The following is a 19,988-nucleotide window of genomic DNA, read 5'->3' on the forward strand; positions in this document are numbered from 1 at the left end:
GCACGATAGCACGCAAAGCGTGACGTGTTGCCGCCCGATCAGGCCGCCCTGAGCATGGTTTGTGTCCGCCTCAATTGTGCAATGGTTGCGTCTGTAGCGCTCCTCACGCTTGCGCGTGTGTCGCCGGGAGACTTCCCGAAAATTTTACTGAGCGGACTATAGGTATGAATTGAACTGCGTCCGGCTTGGTCAAACAGGCTTTCAAGTTCACTTACCCCAGCGTTCAATACCTCGATCATCCCGCTGATGTTTGCGTCCGCTCTGCCTATTTTCTCCTGAGTGAGCTCAGCACCTGCTCCTGCGATTTCATCCAGTATCTCAAATATGCCTGTCACGGTACTGAGCGCAGCGCTGATTTCACTGGCAAAGGGGGTGCCGGAAGCCTTCATACCGATGCCAGCGCCAACGTTCACTGCTTCCTTACCTCCCTTTAGCCACCCCTTTTTGTTCAGTTCAATGATGCCGCGGCCTATTCCCCTGAATTTGTTAATAGCGTATGAGCCATAATTCATGGTCTTGTATTCGCCTTTGGTCACTATTCGGTTTGGGTCCAGTTTGCTTGCCTTGAATTTAACCGAGGCGCCGAGGCTCGAGCGTTCTGAAGCAAAATCTACCCCCAGGCTCACCGCTTTTTTTGCCACGAACCCAAGAAAGATGCCAACGGCGACACCGACAGGTCCTGTGACGCTTCCCAGTGCTGCTGCTGCGGTGCCGATGCCGATGCCCGCTGCGTAACTGATGGATTGTCCTCCGATGTGCGCCACCGTCCTTATCGCTGCGGATTGTCCATGTGCCGTCGCTGACTGGTGGTTGAGAATTTGTGTCTCAGCTTCCTGGGCTCTTCGGGTGGTGAGCTCCAGGATTTTCGTATGTCGTACGATAGCCCCCGATAAGCTCATATTGGCTCTGTATTGAATTTGATCTGCTGCACTCTGACTTTTTCTTGTGGTTCGCTGCTCGTTCGTTTCAAGGAACCTGTTCTTGAAGTTCTCAAAAGCCTGTCCATCGGTGTCTGTAAAAACGATCGGATTGTTACCCGCCATCGCGTACAGATTCAGCCCATCCACATCCCCCGCCGGGTCGGCACTCACCCAACGCTGCAACCACGGGGCGTAATAGCGCGCGCCGTAGTAGTACAGCCCGCTGTCATCCATTTCCTTGCCTGAATAGCGGATGGTTTTGTAGTCAACGCCTACCTCACTGCCCCGCGCGAACCAGGCCGTGGCACCGAATGGGTAATAACCTTCCTCGCTGATCACCTGCGCCTGTTGATCGAGCTCCAGCGCGCAGGAACCCAAGTGGTCATCGAGGCTGTAGCGCAATTGATCGGCGGCGATGTTGGCAGGCTTGCCGCTGACCCAGTGCAGGCAACGCACGCTGCCGTGCCCGCCGGGCAGGGTGATCACGTGCAGTTCTTCGCCGCTGTCGCGGGTGCGGATTTCCAGCCCCGGCAGGTAGATGACTTCCTGGAAATGAGTGCGCGAGGGCGTATGGGTTTCATGGCGTTTGTACACGCGCACGCCCTGACTGTAGCGGTAGAACTCCTGGTCATCAGGGGCGTTGGCGCGTTTGACCAGCGTGACCGATGCCAGTTGGTCCAGGCTGTTCCACTGCAAGGTTTTGCCCGGCTGCAAGTCCTGGAGATTGCCGTGGCGGTCGAACAATTCGGGAAAATCGGGTACAGGATCCCCCTCTTTCCAGCGCACACCGCGGTTGCTGGTGGGGTCGATGAACATCTCGCGGGTATGTGAGGCACCCGCCCGCACGTGACGCAGTTTGATCAGGTTGCCGCCGTGATCGTAATCATAGTGTTGCGTGTAGTTGAGCCGATTGTTCGGATCGCCGGGCAGGGGCCGGCCCGGAATGTCCGACGGCGGGGCATCGTCGTAACCGGTGGCGCGGGTCAGCCGGTACAGCGAGTCATAGGTGAAATCGCGGTGACCGTCGATGAGCTGGTTGGCGAAGTAAATCGGTTTGAACGCGTGGTCTTCGATGCGCGTGATGTTGCCAACGCGATCGTAGAAGTACTCGAAGTTTTGCAGCGCCGGTTCGGCGTTTTTTTGCGCGCGTTGCGTGGACAGGCGGCCATCGGCCGGGTCGTAGGTCCAGGTGCTCAGCACGTCATTGCCGGCGCGTTGTTCGATGATCTGAGTGGCGGCGTTGTACTGCGCGTCTTTGAGAACCGGCTGCCAGTTCGGGCTGCCTTTTAGTCGCAGTTCAACCTGTTTGAGCTGCCCGGCAATGTCGTAACGCGATTGTTGCTGGTGGTCACCGGCATCGGTCTGGCTCAGCACCGTGCCAAGGGGGCCATAAATCCGGCTGCTGCGGTAGGGCTTGCTCTTGAGCAGGGTTCGGGTTTCGCGTAGCGGCTGTCCGAGCAGGCTGTAGCTGTCGAGACTCAAGGTGCCGGAGCGGTCGAGCTGCTCGGTCAACTGACCGCGCAGGTTGAAACCAGGGTCGGCGGAGGCATCGGCATAGGTAAAGGTTTCGACGTTCGGCAGGCCGTTTTCCTCGATGCTGAGCGGGCGCAACAGAGCGTCGTAGGTGGTGCGCCAATGACTGCCGCGTTGGTCCCAGTGCTGCAGCGCCTCCCCGGCCAGTCCGGCCAGGCTCAAGCGCCAGCCAGCGTCGACGGAATCTACCTTCAACGGCTCGCCGGATAAGCGGTGTACGGTGATCAGGTTGGGGACGACACCGAACAGTCGCGGGTCCGATTGTTCGAGCAGTCGCCCGGCGGCGTCGTAGTGCTGACGGGTGATCAGGGTTTCCACTGGACCGGCAGCGACCTTGCGCAAGTATTCGATCTGGCAAACCGGCAACCCCCGGCTATCAATGGCCGTCACATTCGGGGTGCGCCAATGAACCGAGGTCGTCACGGCTTGCCTGCCTTCAGCCCACTTTCAGGCGGCGCAACGTAGGTGTCATTAAAGTCCAGGCTGGTGGTGTACCAGGGATGGATGATCTCGAGCGCGACATCTCCTTTGGCGTTGATGACTTTGTTCCGGCGACCCAACACGTCGTAATAGTTCTGATCGTGATGGCCGAACTCATGAAAGGAATGGTCCTTGATATAGCAGTGCTCATTGGCGCAGTAAGGGCGATACGCCCGAACGGGCAATCCCTTGTTGTTGTATTCCACACGTTCGCTGACGCGCCAGCGCGGATCGGCGTGCGCAATTTTTGGCTCGCCGTTTTCAATCACCAGCTCACCGTTTTCCACCACAAAAGCCGGACCGGGCTCGACCAATTGTTTGATCTGCAGTGGCCGGCCGAAACCATCCACGAAGGCTTTGACGATCTGGATTTGCTGCAGCTCATCGTCCCAATAGCGGTCAGCGGTGAGGACGACACTGTGCACCGGCTCGCGGGGAGTCGAGTGGATCAGGTCGAGCAGCGCTTGTTCAGGCCCGGTCAGGGACTTGAGCCGGGACAGGCGAAGGCGGGCGCTGGCGCGAATATGCAGGGTGGGTAGCACGTAACCTTGCGCAATCCAGGTGGTCAGCCAGTCAGGTGTCTGCCTGACGGAATGGGGGAGTTCGCCCATCCAGCTGAACAGGTCCTTGCGCAATACGCTGGCCGCCTTTTGCAGGGCGCCTTTCGGATCTTCGATGGCCGGGTCCGGACGATGGTCTATAGGACGTTCGTGTTCGTCGAGGGGGCGAAAACCCATTTTTTCGCGGTCTTCAGTTCCATAAAAACTGATGGCAAGGGGTTGCCCGGACGGCTCGTAAAGGGCTTCCTCGACATTGTCATTGGCATCGATGCTGCGCATGAGTTGCAGCGCGTGATAGTCATATTCGAAACGGGCTTCGCACTTGTCCGGCTGCGTGATGCTTTTCGGCAGCAGACAGTAGTCGTCGTAGCAGGCTGTCGTGGTGCCGTGACTGGACGTTTCGTTGTACTCCATCACTTTGTAAAAACTGTCGAGCTTGCCGTACTTGGCAAAACCATACCGGGACGACCATAGATTTCTCTCCTTGTCCTCTTCCTCGTCTGCCACCTTGTCTACCCCCAGCACCAGAGGCATGGCCGAATAGCCGATCTTTTCCAGTTCGTCCCGAATAACGATTGGCGGCACTGTGTCGTAGGCGTCCAGCGCGGTCTTGTCCAGTTGTGCAATTTCCAGCGGTGCCCGCAGTGCCTCGAACTCGGCCTTGCCATCGGCAAGGGGTGTCTGATTGTCGGTCTTGAGGTAGCGATGTACCGACTGCGTGGTCAGCAACCTCTGTGCGGCCCATTCGGGCGTGGCGTACAGCTCGATAAACCGTTCATGGGAGATATCTGCCGGGGTAAGTCCTGCAGGTGCCGGCCCCTTGGGCAAGACCATTGCGTTGCCCCGTTGCAGATAGGGCAGACCCAGTCGCCAGCTTTGCAGGTCCTCCTTCAAATGAATGAACTCGGCGCGGGATTCGCTCAGGTAATAAGACTGTTGCGCCGGGTCGTGGGCATCCGACCACCATGTTCTTTCGTCGGGATCTTCGAAGGGGTTTTCTATCTTGGTGTTGGTCCTTCGCCGTGCATAGCAGACGGCGAAGGAATGGATGGGCAGACCGAACTCGTCATGGCCCAAGATGGTTTCATGCCGGCACCGAGGATCATTCACAAAGCGTTCGTACTGATAGCTGATCTTCTCCAGTGGCAAGGGCAGCATGATCGGGTAAGCGTCATGGTCTCCCTTTTTGCGCAGTTCGCGGACCTTGTAACGACTTTCCTCCACCGCGAACGGCACCGCCGTGGACGGGTCATCGTCGCCAGCGTAGGTCTCCACGCGCAACACTGAACCAGCGAGGGCGCGGGCGATTTCGTGAACGGTGGTGTCATCGGGTGGCGGGATCGGGTCATCAAAATCGTCGTTGCGGTGATACTGGCAGAACAGCGTGGGTTTCAAATCACACGCTTCGGAGTCACGGTTGAAATAGCCATCGCGTGGCAGGTCGATTTGCCGTCCGGTGTGAAACCAGGTGCAGACCAGCGCCGGGGCGGTAAAACCGATGTCATCTTCAATTGCAGCGGTTTCGCTGTCGGTCTGGCGCAGCAGCCCGAAACCGCGAAACTCCCGGTTCCGGCCATCGTAGTAACCCTGAAAATACTGGAAGCTCTGACTGAGGCAGTTGCCGGTGATTTCATCGAGCTGGCTTTGTTGCTTGACCACAGGCACCGGGAACGGCAGGTAGCATACCGGGTCGGTTGCCGGTTTTTCATCCAGCCATTCCTGCGCCGAACTGCGATAAACCACCTCGGTACTGCAACCCATGTTGTTGTTACTGGCGACCAGCATGTAAGGCTTGGCGCCGACGAAATCGTAGCGCCAGTGCCGCGGCTTCATGTGCGGCACGGTCAGGATCAGGCTCGCGCACCCCAGGCCTTGCAGGTCGGCGATGGTGACCTGGCACAAGTTGTCGTAACGAATGCCATTGGGCCAGGGGACCGTGACGGGGATCTGCTCCAGACCATTGCCGCCGTGATTCAAATAGATCTCGAAACTGTCGGACTTCAAATAAATCAGTGCCGGTGCGCCGGAGCCGTCGAGGTCGGCAATTCGCACACGCGCCCCATCGAATGTCGCGTAGTCGAAGGGCAGGGCACTCATGACAAAACCCTTGCCGAACCGACCGTGACCGAGGTTCGGCCAGCATTTGATTTCGTCGTGCCGGATGCGGCACAGCTCGGTCATGTCGCTGCCCAGCAAGTTACCCAGCATCACCAGTTCGCTGCGTGAATGGCTGAACAGCGGCAGGCGATCGGTGTCTGGTGTGTGCTCGACGTCCTGGCCCTGGGCAAAACCGTCCTCACGCCGATTGGCGTACAGGCGCACGCTGCGCGGGCCGATCAGCGCCATCGAGCTGAGCCCGTCGCCCATCAAGTCGCCAGACTGTGAAAGCGTGTGGAAGAACTCCACCGGGAATGCCGAAAAGGGAATGAACCCTGACCAGCTGCGATCGGGGTTGAGGGTGTGGAAACCGCTCATGCCGGGTGAGGCGAGGATCCAGTCGAGCCGGCCGTCGCCGGTCAGATCGGTCAGCGCCTGATAGGTCGCTTGATTGCGATCTGCCACGGGAATTCGGGACAGTTCTGTCCATGGGCCATAGTGGATGTCATCCGCCCCCGTCAGCGCACGCAAGGGTTCGCGGTAATACCAGCTCTTGTCGTAACGACAGATAAATCCGGGCACGCCTTCACCGAACAAATCAACGCACTGATGGTGCACGCCGTCCTCGATGCCGGGCATGTTTTCGAACGGAAAGAACGGGCTCGACTGCTTATTGAGTTCGAAGCCCGAATAGTCGAATTCCACCGGCGGCATGTTTTCCACGGTGCCACTGGCGTCGTACGCCTGATAGTGCGCTGCTGCCAGTTGGGTGTACCCCAGAGGAGTCGTTTGGTATTGCAGCAGTAATCGTCGAATCAGCACCGGATTCGGGCCCAACTGCTCGGGGAAATGATGAAACATCAGAACTTGATGGCACAGGCGTCGGGTACCCAGTTCGAATCCGTAGGTGTAGCTGTGAAAGGGATCCTTGCGCAGCTGCCACTCACCATAATCCTCGGGGGGCGCATCGAACGGCGGGCCGTAGAGCGGCTTCTTTTCCAGATCCAGGGTCCGCTCGCCATAGTCGAACACCAGGTGGAAATGCCAGTTCAGAGTTGCCGGGTTTTCCACCGTCCAGGCGTACAGGTCTTTGCTGGCCAGGGCATTGCCGTAATACACCCGGTGCAGAAAACTCTGGGCACGATAGTCGTGCGAGTCATCCGGGGAGTGAGCCTGATCTTCGGGCTTGTAGTCGAAACAGATGTGTTCGCCATGGGGGGTCATGCTTTCGAGCAGCAACCACACACCGATACGCTGCGGCGCGTCAGGGGTGACCGGGTCGACAGGCTCTGCACGGCGCGAAGCGTCGGTCTTGCCGTAGACATGAAGACTGCCATCGGCCCCGTGCACCAGCCAGAAGGGCAGCTTTTCTTCCGGTTGCCAGAGCTCGATCCGGTCGAACGAACTCTCGACCCGCGGCCGGTAGCACACCACGCGGTGCTCGCCAATATCATCGAGTTTGCCGTATTGGGTCTCGATTCTGGACTTTAACTTGCCCTCGTCATCCAGCTCGGGCATCAACTCCTCGCCACCGGGACCGACCATGATGTCGGTGGCGAGGTAATCAGGCACGCCTTTACTGGTCCGGCGGGTGATAGCACCGACGCCCAAACGCCAGCCAATACCGAACGGACCGTTACCGCCCTGGCTGTCATAGCTCAGCGCCATGGCGGGGTCGAAACCGCGTCCTCCTGAAAGGGGCAACGGTAACTCGAATGAAGCACTGCCCGTCACGCCGACCGATCCCCAGCTTTTGCCAATCGTGGCAATGGAAGCGCTCTTGGCGATGGAGGGCTCAGTGATGCTCAGGGAGGCTTGTTCTTCCATGGGGCTGATCCTGTGTCGGCTTGGCGCTCTCCCGTAGCAACGGAGTCGCGTGATAGAGCGACGCTAACAAAATCAGGGGAAGGTGTGACCTGTCAGATCTGACAGGTGAGGCGGGTTTTTTTAGATCTAATACTGTGAAAAACGCTGCGCTTTATTGCGAATAGTAAAAGTGGCACGCAAAAAAACGGCCGGATCATCTATAAGACGACCCGGCCGTAATGGCAGGCTGAAGCGCTTACTGCACTTCTACCGCCAGGCTTTCACTGATCTTTTTCTGCCAGATGGCAGGACCGGTGATGTGTACCGACTCACCCTTGCTGTCGACCGCAACAGTTACTGGCATGTCTTTGACGTCGAACTCGTAGATCGCTTCCATGCCCAGTTCGGCGAAAGCCACCACGCGGGATTTCTTGATGGCTTGTGCCACCAGGTAAGCCGCGCCGCCGACTGCCATCAGGTAAACGGCTTTGTGGTCCTTGATCGCTTCGATTGCGGTCGGGCCGCGCTCGGATTTGCCGATCATGCCCAGCAAGCCGGTCTGCTCAAGGATCTGACGGGTGAACTTGTCCATCCGCGTCGCGGTAGTCGGACCGGCAGGGCCCACTACTTCTTCGCGCACAGGATCAACCGGGCCGACGTAGTAGATGAAGCGACCCTTGAGGTCTACCGGCAAGGTTTCGCCCTTGTTGAGCATCTCGACCATGCGCTTGTGCGCAGCGTCGCGACCGGTGAGCATTTTGCCGTTGAGCAGGACGGTTTCGCCCGGCTTCCAGCTCTGCACGTCTTCCGGAGTCAGGGTGTCGAGGTTGACGCGACGGGCCGATGGGCCAGCTTCCCAGACGATTTCCGGGTAGGCGTCCAGCGGTGGCGCTTCCAGCGAGGCCGGGCCGGAACCGTCGAGCACGAAGTGCGCGTGACGGGTGGCGGCGCAGTTCGGGATCATGCACACCGGCAACGAAGCGGCGTGGGTCGGGTAATCCATGATCTTCACGTCGAGCACGGTGGTCAGGCCACCCAGGCCCTGGGCGCCGATGCCCAGTTGGTTGACCTTCTCGAACAGCTCCAGGCGCATCTCTTCGATACGGTTCTGTGGGCCACGTGCTTTCAGCTCGTGAATGTCGATGGATTCCATCAACACTTCCTTGGCCATCACGGCGGCTTTCTCGGCGGTGCCGCCGATGCCAATGCCGAGCATGCCCGGTGGGCACCAGCCGGCGCCCATTTCCGGAACAGTTTTCAACACCCAGTCGACGATCGAGTCGGACGGGTTGAGCATGGCCATTTTCGACTTGTTCTCGGAACCGCCGCCCTTGGCCGCCACGTCCACTTCCACGGTGTTACCCGGAACGATGGAGTAGTGGATAACGGCCGGGGTGTTGTCCTTGGTGTTTTTACGAGCGCCCGCCGGGTCGGCGAGGATCGAGGCACGCAGGACGTTTTCCGGCAGGTTGTAAGCCCGGCGCACGCCTTCGTTGATCATGTCGTCCAGGCCCATGGTGGCGCCATCCCAACGTACGTCCATGCCCACGCGAACGAAGACGGTAACGATGCCGGTGTCCTGGCAGATCGGGCGGTGGCCGGTGGCGCACATCCGCGAGTTGATCAGGATTTGCGCCATGGAGTCACGGGCCGCTGGCGATTCTTCGCGCAGGTAGGCTTCGTGCATCGCCTGGATGAAGTCAACGGGATGGTAATAGGAAATGAACTGCAGGGCGTCGGCAACGCTCTGAATCAGGTCGTCTTGCTTGATCACGGTCATGAGTCGCGCTCCTCTAAAAGACGGGAACATTCAATAAGGTGCTTGCAGCTTGGGTGCATCGGTCGGTTGCAAGCACCTTTACAAGGCACGCCGGGGCTGCTGGCGCGACGCTAAAAAGGCGCGGCAGTATAACGCGCCTCGGTTCCGGGCACACCCGCCGGTAGTCAATCGTTGGTCGCATAGGATTGGGGGGGTAGGGAGATCCACCCCCTCACCCCAACCCTCTCCCCACGGGGGAGAGGGGGAAAGGGAGCAGATCGTGGGCTTTCAGATCCTGAGATCGACTCGGTAATTCAGGTCGATGTAGAGCTTTTAATCACCTCGGTCAGTCCCCTCGCCCCTTGGGGAGAGGGCTAGGGTGAGGGGAAATGGTTTACACGCGCAGTCATGACATTGGCGCCAGTTTTCCGCCCTTAAAATTGAATGGTCATTTATCAGGCACGCTACTAAAGTGGCATTCGGTCTGTAGAGTAGGACACTCAAGCAGCCTCCCTTCGCACGGTGAGTCAACGATTGACCCATAACGCCATCCAGCGCTTGTTGCTCAAACGCTTTGCCCTCGCAGCCGGCACCTACGCCCTGGCTTTGTTGCTGTTGTGGCTGGCGTTTTTCACCGGTCATTACGATGAATCCCTGTCCAACGTGGCCATCGGCAGTGCGCTGGTGGTCATCAGTCAGGCGGCGTTGTTCGCGGTGTTTTACAGCGGCTGCAACCTGCGTTTTTCCGACCCCAGCCTGACTGAAGCGCAAGTGTTGATGGGGCTGGGTTGGCAAACCTGGCTGATCGCCCATCTGGACGAGGCACGCGGCGCGTTCCTGGTGTTCTACGTGCTGATTCTGCTGTTCGGGTTGTTCCATCTTTCGCGCTTTGCCTTCTTACGGTGCGCGCTGTTGGTGTTCGTCAGTTTCAGCGCGATCACGCTGTGGGAGGGCTACCACTTCCAGTTACCCGACCCGGCACTGGCCGCGTTGCAGGTGTGCGTGCTGCTCATCGTGCTGGTCTGGCTGGAACTTTATGCCCGTCACGTCCAGGCCTCCCGTCAACGCATGCGTCAGCGCCGATTTGCCTTGCAGGCGCATCAGGACACCCTGCGCGGGATGATGCGCCAGCTCGAAGACCTGGTGGCCACCGACGAACTGACCGGGCTGTTTAATCGCCGGCATTTCCTGCGCCTGGCCTCCCGTGAGCTGAAGGCCATGGACGTCGATGTCATGCATGGCCTGGCACTGATCGACCTCGACCATTTCAAACGCATCAACGATGTGCACGGCCATGCCGCCGGTGATCAGGTGCTGCAAGCCTTTGCCGCCGTGGCCACCGCCTGCTTGCGCGATGGCGATGTTCTGGCCCGTTACGGTGGCGAAGAATTCGTCGTGCTGTTGCCCGATTGCAACCCCGAGCGCTTGACCTCCTGTTGCGAGCGGCTGCGCATTGCGTTCACCGATGTAGAGCTGGTCGGACTCAACGTCGCCCATCTCAGCTTGTCGGCGGGTATGACGTTGCTCGAACTGGGCGACGATCTCGATGAAGCCTTGCAGCGCGCCGATCAGGCGCTTTATCGCGCCAAGCGTGACGGCCGCAATCGTTGTGCGGCCGCGTGGGAGAACGTCGATGCCTGAGTTACGGGTCGGCGAACGCCAATGGTCGGTGGCGGCGGGCAGCAACCTGCTCGATGCGTTGAATCAGAACGGCGTATCGGTGCCCTACAGCTGTCGCGCCGGCAGTTGCCATGCGTGTCTGGTGCAATGTGTACAAGGGCTGCCGAGTGACAGCCGCCCCGACGCCCTGAGCGCAGACCAACGACAGCAAGGCTGGCGCCTGGCGTGTCAGTGTCAGGTGGTCGAGGACTTGCAGGTGCACACCTTCGATCCTCAGCAGGATGGCCGCCCGGCCGAGGTGGCGGCTGTCGATTGGTTAAGCGCCAGCGTGTTGCGTTTGCGCCTGACCCCCGAGCGTCCGTTGCGCTACAGCGCCGGCCAGCATCTGGTGTTGTGGGCGGGCAACGTGGCACGGCCATATTCCCTCGCCAGCCTGCCGGAAGAGGATCGCTTTCTGGAGTTCCATCTTGATTGTCGCCAGCCGGGTGAATTCAGCGACGCGGCCCGTCAGCTGAAAATCGGCGATTCGATCCGTCTCGGCGAGTTGCGCGGCGGGGCCTTGCATTACGACCCGGACTGGAACACCCGACCGCTTTGGCTGTTGGCCGCCGGCACGGGTTTGGGGCCGTTGTTCGGTATCTTGCGTGAAGCACTACGGCAAGATCACCAAGGTGCCATTCGTGTCATTCATCTGGCCCATGATGCCGAGGCGCATTACCTGGCCAAACCCCTGCAAGCCATGGCCGCCAGCCGCCCGAACCTGAGCATTGAACTGTGGACAGCGGCCGAGTTGCCCGCGGCTTTGGCGCAACTGCGGCTTGTTTCACGGCAAACCCTGGCCTTACTCTGCGGGGCCCCTGACAGCGTCGACGCCTTTGCCCGGCGCTTGTACCTGGCGGGATTGCCGCGCAATCAACTGCTGGCGGACGTCTTTGTTCTCCGCGGTTAAGCGCTGATTTTCGATGCGAGACCGACCATGAGCGATGCCATCAAATTTGAACGTGAGCGCGGCCTGCTGATCCTGCGCCTCAACCGCCCGGACAAGAAAAACGCCCTGACCCGTGCCATGTACAGCCACTTGGCTGAAGCGTTGAAACTGGCCGATACCGACCCTGAAATCAACGCCGTGCTGATCACTGGCAGCGCCGAGTGCTTCACCGCTGGCAACGACATCGCCGATTTCATCCAGCAACCACCGAGCAACCTCGACAGCCCGGTGTTTCAGTTCATGCTCACCCTGCTCGAATGCCGAAAACCGGTGATCGCTGCCGTGGCCGGTGCAGCCGTGGGCATTGGCGCGACGATGCTGCTGCATTGCGATCTGGTGTATGTCAGCCGCGATGCGCGCCTTCGCATGCCGTTCGTTAATCTCGGGTTATGCCCGGAGTTTGGTTCCAGCCTGATCCTGCCGCGACTGCTCGGGCAGGCCAAAGCGGCGGAATTGTTACTGCTGGGCGAAGGCTTCAGCGGTGAGCAGGCCGCGCAGTGGGGGATTGCGACTGAAGCCTTGGGCAGTGGCGAAGAGGCGCTGGCCAAAGCGCGGGAGATGGCGTTGCGTTTCGAGTCGCTGCCACCGGAAGCGGTGCGCATCAGCAAGCAATTGATGAAAACCCCGGACCGCGAGCAACTGCGCAAGGCAATAGAAGAAGAGAGCGCACAGTTCACCCAACGGTTGCGCTCTCCGGAAGCGATGGCGGCGTTGACCGGGTTTATCAAACGCCACTGAAAAGCCTACCCTCACCCCAGCCCTCTCCCCGAGGGAGAGGGGGCCGACCGAGTTGTTTGCGCTAACTACATCGACCTGAACGATCGAGCCGAACTCAGGACCTGAAACGCCCCCGATCTGCTCCCTTTCCCCCTCGCCCCCCCTTGGGGGGAGAGGGCTGGGGTGAGGGGGGTGGATCTGAAAGTCGACACAAAACTCAAGCCAAACACCTCCACACAAAAAGCAAAAAGCCCCGCCATTCACATGGCGGGGCTTTTGTTTTTCAGCGATTTGAAACTCAGACCATCTTGTCGCCAACGTGCAGGATTTTCATCCCGTTGGTGCCGCCGATGGTGTGGTAGCTGTCGCCCTTGGTCAGGATGACCCAGTCGCCTTTCTCGACTACGCCGCGCTTGAGCAACTCGTCGATCGCGGCCTGGCTGACTTGCTCAGGCGGCAGCGATGCCGGGTCGAACGGTACGGTGTAGACGCCACGGAACATGGCCGCGCGGGCCTGGGTTTCGCGGTGCGGGGAGAATGCGTAGATCGGAATCGAGGAACGGATGCGCGACATGATCAACGGCGTGTAGCCACTTTCGGTCAGGGCGATGATCGCCTTCACGCCCGGGAAGTGGTTGGCGGTGTACATGGCCGCCAACGCGATGCTCTGGTCGCAGCTTTCGAAGACCTTGCCGATGCGGTGGCTGGAGGTCTTGCTGGTTGGGTGCTTTTCAGCGCCGATGCAGATGCGCGCCATGGCTTGCACCGCTTCCAGCGGGTACAGACCGGCAGCACTTTCAGCCGAGAGCATCACGGCGTCGGTGTAGTCGAGCACGGCGTTGGCTACGTCGGACACTTCGGCGCGGGTCGGCATCGGGTTCTGGATCATCGACTCCATCATCTGGGTCGCCACGATCACAGCTTTGTTGTGGCGGCGTGCGTGCAGAATGATTTTCTTCTGAATGCCCACCAGCTCGGCGTCGCCGATTTCCACACCCAGGTCACCACGGGCAACCATGACCGCGTCGGATGCATTGATCAGCGCGTCGAGGGTTTCGTCGTCGGCCACGGCTTCGGCGCGTTCGATCTTCGCCACCAGCCAAGCGGTACCGCCGGCTTCGTCGCGCAGTTGACGGGCGTATTCCATGTCGGCAGCGTCACGCGGGAAGGACACGGCGAGGTAGTCGACCTGCATTTCGGCAGCGAGCTTGATGTCGGCCTTGTCTTTTTCAGTCAGGGCCGGAGCGGTCAGGCCGCCACCGCGACGGTTGATGCCTTTATGGTCGGACAGCGGGCCGCCGATCAGCACGGTGCAATTCAGCTCGGTGGCGTTGGCGGTATCAACGCGCATGACCACGCGGCCGTCGTCGAGCAGCAGCTCGTCGCCCACGCCGCAGTCCTTGACCAGATCCGGGTAGTCGATGCCGACGATGGTCTGGGTGCCTTCGGTCAGAGGATGGCTGGTGGAGAAGGTGAATTGGTCACCGATCTTCAGCTCGATCTTCTTGTTGGCGAATTTGGCGATACGGATTTTCGGGCCTTGCAGGTCACCCAGCAGGGCGACGAAGCGGCCGTGCTTGGCAGCGAGGTCACGCACCAGCTTCGCGCGAGCCTTGTGCTCGTCGGGGGTGCCGTGGGAGAAGTTCAGGCGGGCGACGTCCAGGCCAGCCAGAATCAGCTGTTCGAGAACTTCCGGCGAGTTACTGGCCGGGCCAAGGGTAGCGACGATTTTGGTGCGACGGACGGACATGCATAGACTCCTGAGTTCAAGCGCTGAGTGAGGCTACTATGGTCTCCGGTTGTAGTCATTGTTCATATGCACTACTTATTCGTTTGTTTATTGAAACGAACATTCCTGAAGATTTCGCGCCACGGGTCGATACAGAGCTCAAGACAGGAGAACCCCCATGCGATTCGTGCTCATTGCCGCCCTTGCCATCAGTGTCCTCAGCGTCACGGGCTGCACCCGTTGGTCGATGAACCATCATTTGAATAACGCCTACAGCGCCTATGACCGTGGCAATTGCGAGCAGGTGATGCTCGAACTGTCCAAAGTCGAACGCGCCAGCCGGGCTCGGCCTTACGTGTGGCCGGAAGCATCGATGATGCGCGGTTTGTGTCTGGAACGGCAGAAACTGTTTGTCGATGCGGCGCAAACCTATCAGTTCATCATCGCCTCGTACCCGCAAAGTGAATACGCCTACCGCGCCCGCGCCCGCCTGGAAACCTTGCAGTCGCTGGGCCACTATCCGCTGCGCAGTGCGGCTGCGGTCGTGCGCCCGACGCAGTTCTGATTGTCAAAGGCTGGCTCACCGGCGGTGGTGAGCTATAGTCGAATAGATCGGTTTAGAGCCTTGCCTCTGATCGACGCAACACCTGTGATCGGCAGGAGTAAGCGACAGCGGCTTTATGGACTGTCGCACCGGGATCGGGGAGAGCGCGCCTAGGCCTCTGTATAAAAAGAAGCAGGCCCGTTCCGAAGCATTAGTGCGGCCCTGCTTAAGGGCCTTGCTGGGCCATTTGCACATGTTTACTGACCGCCGGATCGAGCGGCATCAACTGCCGTATTTTCTAAGAGTGTTCAACAGCGTCACCGACAAACCCATCGGTTTTCTGGGCAACGTGTCCGAAGACGGGCTGATGCTGATCAGTCAGTTGCCGATGATGATCGGCGCCGATTTCGATTTGCGCCTGAAAATTCCCGCCAGCGATGGCTGCATGCAGGTCATTGATCTTCAGGCGTGTTGCCTCTGGTGCCATGAAGACACGACCCCTCTCCATTACGACGCCGGGTTCAGCCTGCAACGGGCACCGCCGGAGTATGGGCAATTGGTGGATGCCTTGAAGCAGTACTTCAGTTTTCAGCCGTTGCCTGCCTCTGCCTGAACGCCAACAACCTGTAATTGAATGGACTCGCCCACGCCGAGGCGTCAATGCGCCACGGTGGCAGTCTAAACAGCCAACGACAGCGAGGGCGAGTCCATTCAATTACATATTTATTGCTACGTCGTCTTGATCGCCGTCTCGATCTCCAGCGACCTCTCCACCAGCATCAACCCCAACTCACTCATCCGATAAATCGCCATCGCCAGATGTCGCGGCTTATCGTCCAGGCTTTCGGCCAGGTCGAGCAGCAGAATGCTGACCGACGAAAAGGTTTCGTAGGTCTGGATAGTCAGGGCTTCTGCATTTGCATCGGGGACGACGGTGAACATTTCCATGGCACGGTCCTGGGATGAAGGGAGGTGGTTGATCTCGGGTTTGAGGTAATGGTCCAGCGCCTTGTCGGCGGCGTGGAGCTTTTTTGAATCGAGGGTGGCGTAGGGGGAAACCGAGTCGGTTTCGGGGGGATTGGGTGTTGCCTTGAACATAGATGCAAACTCCATAAAAGGGCTGCAACCACATCGCGACTAAACGTAGGGTGGCGGCTGGACGCAGGTTAGTCGACCGGGGGAGTTAGCAAAACCGGCGCGCCCGAGGGCGCCCTGCGCACAGCCACCATCAAGTGCAGGGATAGGGAATACCTGACTGGATGACGCTTATGCACCTTACTAACAACCCCGGGCGACTAAACCCGGCCGCTGATTGGCAGCGACGCGGATCACGTTACGGGGCAATACCAAGGCGCACAAGCCGGCGGATTCTGGCGGATCTGTAGGCAACGGCGCAAGGCGATGTAGCCGTTGACTGAGGGGGTTGGAAACGCCGGGAAATGGGGCTTGGAGACGGTTGCCGTTCGTCGGAACTGTCATTTTTTACAGGTGTTTTGCGCACAGCCTTCAGGTTTTAAATGGCTTCAATAAAGTGGCTGTACGCCTCGCATCGGAGCGCCATCATGTTGGATCAACCAGATCAACCAGATCAACCAGATCAACCAGATCAACCAGATCAACCAGATCAACCAGATCAACCAGATCAACCAGATCAACCAGATCAACCAGATCAACCAGATCAATCAGATCAATCAGACACTAATGTTTCTGAGCAGGACCCGACGCTAAGTAGGGACACAATTGGCGGGCCGGCGATCCTGTATCCAACTAGAGGTAGCACCCTCAAAGGTCCTGTGGTTTATGCCAGTGGATTTGGGCCAACCACCAATTATTGGGTTCAGGTATTTGAAATAGTCGATAACAAGCGTGTGCTGGTGGCAGTGGGGGGGGGGCTCCTGGTTTGGTCGGCGACATGGATCTCGACCACAGGCTCGGGAGTGAAGACGATTGTCGCCAAATACCTCGACTCTGAATATGAAAGTGATCCCGTCACCTTTACGTACGAGTACGAGGCGATCAAGATCGAGCCTCCCGTAATCGACAGTCATCAGAACGGCGAAACCGTCGAAAGGGACTTGACGATTGAGGGCACTGGGCTCAATACGGCCTATGTTCAGGTATTTCAGGACGTAACAGAAAACCGTTTAGGTACTTCGGTCGTGGGGTATATCGGTAGCGAGCCCGACCCGGACCCCGATCGCTGGAGGATGCAACTCTTCGATCTCGACCCTGGCACGATCACCCTCACGGCTATGCAGACGTTTCTTTTAACGCCTTCACCGCGTGGTGCACCTCTGACCTTCAAAGTCCGCCCCCCCCAGTTGCCCGCGGTCACGGTCACTTACCCCAACGAGACTACCCTGCGCTTCTCAGGCAGCGCGCATAAGGCTATGGGAACGCGGGTCCACCTCTATATCTCGAATGTGACTCCAGCCTTGTGGGTTGGCGATGGCTCAAGCGGTACTTGGACAAAGGACATCACGGGGATTTTGCCACGGGCTGCTGAATACTCCTTCGACCTTAAACAGACTGTGCCTGACGGCGGCGGCGGCACAATCCAATGTACGCTCTGGACCAACGTACGGGCGAGTGTGATCTGCCCCAAACCTGTGCTCCTGGAATCCACCCTGAACGGGCAGGTCCCGACGTTCACCGGGCGAGGCAACGTCTGGGCGGGGCAGGCCGCTGCCAGGATCAGAGTCCAGCTCAACGGCAACGATCATCTCCTTCTGCCGCTAACAAATGTGGCCACTAACGGTACATGGACTGTCAGGGCTACTGCCAAGTTGCCCCCCGGTACTTACACGGTCACTGTCTTGCAGTGGATGAACAACCTCTGGTCCACTGCGGCAACAGCGCCCAATCTGATCATCAAACCTGACCTCCCGAGCGTCACCCAACCGGCTGCCAACGCGTCCGTGGCGCTGACGACACTATTCGTGGGCGCCACCTGGCCGGATGCCGAGGTCGTCGTGCGCTACAAGGATGGCGCGGAGATCCATAAGTTCAAGTCCAACGCCACGACAGGGGCGTGGAGTTTTAACGCCACGCTGACGTCTCCCGGCCGGATCACCGTTCAGGTACAAGCGAAGTTTGGCGGCCAGACATCGGACTGGAAGGATCACACCTTCACGGTCAAAACCCCCGTGCCGGGCATTACTTACCCGCAGAACAATGACGAGGTGGGTTTCAAACTCATCGTCCGGGGCGCGAACGCTTTCCCGGGCAGCACGATCAAAGTGTTCGACGCTACGAGCAGCAGCAAGGTGCTGGGGCAAACGACTGTATTGACCACGGATGCCTGGGCGGTTGAGCTCGAGAAGGAGTTCGAGAAAGAGGGGCAGCAGGTTATCTATGTCGTGCAACAGTTCGGGACGTATCCATCCGAACGCAGTGTCGAGAGAACCTTCAACGTCAAGGTGGGGTTGCCGGTCATTACCACGCCCGCTGCTAATGCCCGGTTTGCTCGCAGCAGCGAGGTGGCGGGCACCGGTATACCCGGAGCGTTGGTCACGCTGAAGATTGGCACCGAGGTGATTGCATCCGACATTGAGGTGGGCGCGGATTGCCATTGGCGCCGGACTGTCAACCTGCCGACTGTGGGCCCGACAACAATGGTGGCCGAGCAGAGTTACAAGGGCGGGAAGCGGGCCAGTATCGATCGTGTGTTCACCGTCGTATCGAATGCGCCGGTGATCGAAAGCCCGGGCGGGGGCGAATTCGTCACGCCAGCGTGGGTAGTGGCGTCCGGGGCGGGTTATCCCGGCGATACGGTGAGCGTGATGCGGGACGGTATCATGGATGTCATTGGTAGTTTTGTGGTGGATGAACATGGTTACTGGTCTGGCAAATTGACCAAAACGCTGATGGGGGAAAATCCTTACTCGCTTATTGCACGCAGTAGCCTCGGTGGAACGACGTCAGACTGGAGTATCGTCAGCATTGTGACGTTGCTCGCTGCCGGGCCGACCCTTTACGAACCGGCCGCCGGTGACTGGGTGGGCGCCCAACCGTTTTACCGGGGGCTGGCCACCCCGGGGGCGGCGATCATCGTTGCCTCCTGCTTCGACCCTGCGCTGGTGCTGGCGTCCACGACTGCCGATGCCAACGGGCGATGGGAAATACAGAGCTCGCAAACGTTGCCGGAGGGGGCTTACCGGGTCGTGGTGCGACAAATCTCTGGGGGCGTCGTGTCGGAGTGGGTCGAAAGCGGGCGTTTTATGGTGAAGAAAATGGCCAGGGACTTCGCGGCACCGACGGTCGATTACCCAAAGTCAGGTGACCGCGTAGGGCGCAAGCCGGTGATGTCGGGCAGTGGTGTGCCAGGGGCTTATGTTCAGATTTTTAAAGCAGACGCCCTCAACGAATTGGCCAGTGGTTTCGTGGACCGCGAGGGTCGTTGGACGGCCAGCTTCAAGGAAGCGTTGCCGGAAGAGGCGTTTACCTATTCAGTTCGTCAGCTCCGGGATGAAGTGTCGTCGGCCTTGCGGCCGTCAAATCAGGCTTTCACTGTGGTTCAGGTAGCCGCCAATTTTCCAGGCCCCGTCATTACCGGGCCGCAGATGAACGAACAAGTCGAAGTGCAGCCACAGATCAACGGTACTGGCATGCCGGGTGCCCGTGTCGATGTGTACAAGCACAACAACCTGACGCAGGTCCAAGCCAGCGCCATCGTGAATGCACAGGGTATGTGGTCGCTTCGTCTTCCTGTGCTGGATTCTGGGCTGTATGAGATGGTGGCGCGACAGTTTATCGACGGCCAGTTCTCAGTCTATTGCGCCCCGATCAGCGTCACCGTGACCACCACAATCAGCCCCTTGGTCGTGCTCAGCCCACAGAACAATGCTCAAGTCTCCCCTCGCTCATTGATCCGCGGCACCGCATTGCCTGGGGCGACCGTGAACCTGCGCAAGAGCGGTGACCGTCATACCGATTACGGCACGGGTGTGGCGGACGCTCAGGGGCATTGGGCGATCGTCACACGTGTGTTGCCAGTGGGCCTGTTTGTTCTTAACGGGAATGTAACCAAAACCGGGACAGCTTCTGACTGGATGCCGGTAAACGTCCAGTTGCGGGTGGTTAACGCGGGTTGAATGAGCGTGTCATCCCGATGCGTGAAACTTCAGACAAATGGTCGCGTCTACTGTCATTTATGACAGTAGACGAGGGTCCGGTGCAGGTATTGAATCTCCCCCACAGTGTGCGCTTTTCAAGCGCCCAGGCCGATGCTCGGCG

The 19,988-nt window shown here is 59.1% G+C and carries 11 protein-coding genes; 6 read left to right on the forward strand and 5 right to left on the reverse strand.

The annotated features are described in order from the left end of the window. Positions 1 to 38: 38 nt before the first annotated feature. From KGB23_RS05960 to KGB23_RS05970, 3 genes are all read right to left on the reverse strand, one after another. Positions 39 to 2,876, reverse strand: a complete 2,838-nt coding sequence (locus tag KGB23_RS05960) for an RHS repeat domain-containing protein (protein ID WP_223430282.1) — start codon at positions 2,874 to 2,876, stop codon at positions 39 to 41. Then, positions 2,873 to 7,417 (reverse strand): SpvB/TcaC N-terminal domain-containing protein, encoded by a 4,545-nt coding sequence (locus KGB23_RS05965; RefSeq protein WP_223430283.1) that lies wholly within the window; start codon positions 7,415 to 7,417, stop codon positions 2,873 to 2,875. The genes KGB23_RS05960 and KGB23_RS05965 overlap by 4 nt, the downstream gene beginning before the upstream one ends. A gap of 235 nt (positions 7,418 to 7,652) precedes the next feature. Continuing rightward, positions 7,653 to 9,176 carry a fumarate hydratase gene (locus tag KGB23_RS05970; RefSeq protein ID WP_129437918.1) on the reverse strand — a complete coding sequence of 508 codons (1,524 nt, stop codon included), beginning with the start codon at positions 9,174 to 9,176 and terminating at the stop codon, positions 7,653 to 7,655. Positions 9,177 to 9,689: 513 nt separating this feature from the next. Between KGB23_RS05970 and KGB23_RS05975 the strand changes: the two genes are divergently transcribed. Genes KGB23_RS05975 through KGB23_RS05985 form a run of 3 tightly spaced genes read left to right on the forward strand, consistent with a single transcriptional unit; the run spans position 9,690 to position 12,501 of the window. Continuing rightward, the gene (locus KGB23_RS05975) at positions 9,690 to 10,796 is read left to right on the forward strand and encodes a GGDEF domain-containing protein (RefSeq protein ID WP_223430284.1); all 1,107 of its coding nucleotides are present in this window, start codon (positions 9,690 to 9,692) and stop codon (positions 10,794 to 10,796) included. Then, positions 10,789 to 11,724, forward strand: a complete 936-nt coding sequence (locus KGB23_RS05980; protein WP_223430285.1) for an iron-sulfur-binding ferredoxin reductase — start codon at positions 10,789 to 10,791, stop codon at positions 11,722 to 11,724. The genes KGB23_RS05975 and KGB23_RS05980 overlap by 8 nt, the downstream gene beginning before the upstream one ends. Positions 11,725 to 11,751: 27 nt before the next feature. Further along, positions 11,752 to 12,501, forward strand: a complete 750-nt coding sequence (locus tag KGB23_RS05985) for an enoyl-CoA hydratase-related protein (RefSeq protein WP_223430286.1) — start codon at positions 11,752 to 11,754, stop codon at positions 12,499 to 12,501. A 277-nt stretch (positions 12,502 to 12,778) separates the two neighbouring features. On the opposite strand, the gene pyk is transcribed toward KGB23_RS05985, so the two are convergent. Further along, the gene (gene pyk, locus KGB23_RS05990; protein ID WP_046049690.1) at positions 12,779 to 14,230 is read right to left on the reverse strand and encodes a pyruvate kinase; all 1,452 of its coding nucleotides are present in this window, start codon (positions 14,228 to 14,230) and stop codon (positions 12,779 to 12,781) included. Positions 14,231 to 14,387: 157 nt separating this feature from the next. On the opposite strand from pyk, the gene KGB23_RS05995 reads away from it, so the two are divergent. Together KGB23_RS05995 and KGB23_RS06000 are read left to right on the forward strand one after the other, a co-directional pair. Beyond that, on the forward strand, positions 14,388 to 14,774 hold the full coding sequence (locus tag KGB23_RS05995) for a tetratricopeptide repeat protein (protein WP_095133145.1): 387 nt from the start codon (positions 14,388 to 14,390) through the stop codon (positions 14,772 to 14,774). 232 nt (positions 14,775 to 15,006) lie between these two features. Beyond that, entirely contained in the window at positions 15,007 to 15,366 is a 360-nt protein-coding gene (locus tag KGB23_RS06000; protein ID WP_223430287.1) for a PilZ domain-containing protein, read from the forward strand. 116 nt (positions 15,367 to 15,482) lie between these two features. On the opposite strand, the gene KGB23_RS06005 is transcribed toward KGB23_RS06000, so the two are convergent. Further along, the gene (locus KGB23_RS06005; protein WP_223430288.1) at positions 15,483 to 15,851 is read right to left on the reverse strand and encodes a DUF6124 family protein; all 369 of its coding nucleotides are present in this window, start codon (positions 15,849 to 15,851) and stop codon (positions 15,483 to 15,485) included. Between the two features lie 464 nt (positions 15,852 to 16,315). On the opposite strand from KGB23_RS06005, the gene KGB23_RS06010 reads away from it, so the two are divergent. Next, positions 16,316 to 19,846, forward strand: coding sequence for a hypothetical protein (locus KGB23_RS06010; protein ID WP_223430289.1), 3,531 nt, complete (start codon positions 16,316 to 16,318; stop codon positions 19,844 to 19,846). Positions 19,847 to 19,988: the final 142 nt, after the last annotated feature.

This window comes from Pseudomonas sp. GL-B-26, from assembly GCF_019947405.1.
Taxonomy (GTDB): Bacteria; Pseudomonadota; Gammaproteobacteria; order Pseudomonadales; family Pseudomonadaceae; genus Aquipseudomonas.

Excerpts from the sequence above, each read along its gene's own strand:
- KGB23_RS05995 (WP_095133145.1), top strand. The coding sequence starts at position 14,388 with ATGCGATTCGTGCTCATTGCCGCCCTTGCCATCAGTGTCCTCAGCGTC.
- pyk (WP_046049690.1), bottom strand. The coding sequence starts at position 14,230 with ATGTCCGTCCGTCGCACCAAAATCGTCGCTACCCTTGGCCCGGCCAGT.
- KGB23_RS06005 (WP_223430288.1), bottom strand. The coding sequence starts at position 15,851 with ATGTTCAAGGCAACACCCAATCCCCCCGAAACCGACTCGGTTTCCCCC.
- KGB23_RS06000 (WP_223430287.1), top strand. The coding sequence starts at position 15,007 with ATGTTTACTGACCGCCGGATCGAGCGGCATCAACTGCCGTATTTTCTA.
- KGB23_RS05985 (WP_223430286.1), top strand. The coding sequence starts at position 11,752 with ATGAGCGATGCCATCAAATTTGAACGTGAGCGCGGCCTGCTGATCCTG.
- KGB23_RS05965 (WP_223430283.1), bottom strand. The coding sequence starts at position 7,417 with ATGGAAGAACAAGCCTCCCTGAGCATCACTGAGCCCTCCATCGCCAAG.
- KGB23_RS05980 (WP_223430285.1), top strand. The coding sequence starts at position 10,789 with ATGCCTGAGTTACGGGTCGGCGAACGCCAATGGTCGGTGGCGGCGGGC.
- KGB23_RS06010 (WP_223430289.1), top strand. The coding sequence starts at position 16,316 with ATGTTGGATCAACCAGATCAACCAGATCAACCAGATCAACCAGATCAA.
- KGB23_RS05970 (WP_129437918.1), bottom strand. The coding sequence starts at position 9,176 with ATGACCGTGATCAAGCAAGACGACCTGATTCAGAGCGTTGCCGACGCC.